Source organism: Kribbella turkmenica (assembly GCF_004348725.1).
GTDB classification, from domain to species: Bacteria; Actinomycetota; Actinomycetes; order Propionibacteriales; family Kribbellaceae; genus Kribbella; species Kribbella turkmenica.
Map to the genome: position 1 here is coordinate 1 of NZ_SMKR01000330.1, position 1,631 is coordinate 1,631.

At 70.7% G+C, this 1,631-nt stretch carries 3 protein-coding genes; all 3 read left to right on the top strand.

Features of this window, described 5'->3' with window-relative positions; all coding sequences use genetic code 11:
* Positions 1-352: FHA domain-containing protein (locus E1218_RS35675; protein WP_132327438.1), on the top strand; the 352-nt coding region annotated here is incomplete at its 5' end.
* 10 nt (positions 353-362) lie between these two features.
* Positions 363-839, top strand: a complete 477-nt coding sequence (locus tag E1218_RS35680; RefSeq protein WP_132327439.1) for an FHA domain-containing protein FhaB/FipA — start codon at positions 363-365, stop codon at positions 837-839.
* Positions 840-846: 7 nt separating this feature from the next.
* Positions 847-1,631 (top strand): PP2C family protein-serine/threonine phosphatase (locus tag E1218_RS35685; protein ID WP_132327440.1); only part of this gene is annotated, 785 nt, incomplete at its 3' end.

The following is a 1,631-nucleotide window of genomic DNA, read 5'->3' on the forward strand; positions in this document are numbered from 1 at the left end:
GCAACAGCCCCCGCGCCGCGGCCACCCCCAGGTGATGCTCGAGGTGAACGGACGCCGCCGGCCCGTCAATCCGCCGGGTGTCGTGCTCGGCCGGGGCACCGACGCGGACGTCCAGATCAACGACCCGGGGGTGTCCCGGCGGCACGCGGAGATCCGGCTGATGCCCGAGGGCCCGGGTGGGATCCGGGTGGTGCTGGTCGACCTGGGCTCCACCAACGGGACGCTGGTGAACGGCCGGCGGACCACCGAGGCCGAGCTCGTCGACGGTTCGACCGTGCGGATCGGGAACACGACGATGACGCTGCGTCTGGCGGACGAGCCGATCGCCCAGCCGCCGAGCAGCGGGTGGTGACTGACCTTCCATGTCGGAACTGACCCTGACCCTGATCAAACTGGGGTTCCTGGCCCTGTTGTGGATGTTCGTCCTCGCGGTGCTGTCCGTGATCAGGTCCGACCTGTTCGGCGCGAAGGTGGACAGCCGGGCCGCGGTCGTACCGCAGAGCAGCCGTACGCCGAAACCGGCCAAGCCGGTGAAGAAGCGCAAGGGCCTGCCCGGGTCGGTGACGATCGCGGACGGGCCGCAGGCCGGGGTCGGTGCGACCCTGGTGGACGAGCCGGTGATCATCGGTCGCGGCTCGGACTGTCAGATCCGGCTCGACGACGACTACTCTTCCACCCGGCACGCGCGGCTGTTCCTCTCCGAGGGACAGTGGTGGGTCGAGGACCTCGGCTCCACCAACGGCACGTACCTGGACGGCCAGCGGGTGACCCGCCCGGTGCCGGCCGAAATCGGCGGCTCGATCCGGATCGGCCGGACGACGCTGAACATCGCGAAGTAGGCCTGCCTTGACCCTGTCGCTGGATTACGCCGCACTGTCCGACGTCGGACGGGTGCGCCGCAACAACGAGGACTCGGCGTACGCCGGTCCGCACCTCCTGCTGCTCGCCGACGGGATGGGCGGCGCGGCGGCCGGTGAGGTGGCCAGCGCGGCGGCGGTCCAGGTGATCCGGAAGCTGGACAAGCCGGGGATCAGCGGCGAGGACATGATGGAGGCCTTGGCCGGTGCCGTGCACCGGGCGAACGAGCGGCTGTCCGAGCTGGTCGAGGAGGACCCGGAGCGCGAGGGGATGGGTTCGACCGTCACTGCGCTGCTGTTCGACGGGCAGCAGCTCGGACTGGCGCATCTCGGCGACTCCCGGGCGTACCGGATGCGGGACGGGCTGCTCTACCAACTCAGCCACGACCACACGTTCGTGCAGTCGCTGGTGGACGAGGGCCGGATCTCGAAGGAGGAGGCCTTCACCCACCCGCACCGCAACCTCATCCTGCGCGTGCTCGACGGCCGGCCGGACTCGGATCCGGACCTGGAGATCCTCGACGTCCGCGCCGGCGACCGGCTGATGCTGTGCAGCGACGGCCTCCCCGACTACGTGAGCGACGAGGTGATCGCGGCCTCGATGGCCGACGGTACGCCGGACTCCGTGGTCGTGGAGCTGATCACGCACGCCCTCGAGGCGGGGTCGAACGACAACGTGACCTGCGTGGTCGCGGACGTCGTCGAGACCCAGCCGACGAGCGGCACGAACCCCCAGCTGGTCGGCGCGGCCGCGGAGCTGGGTCAGGGCGGGAC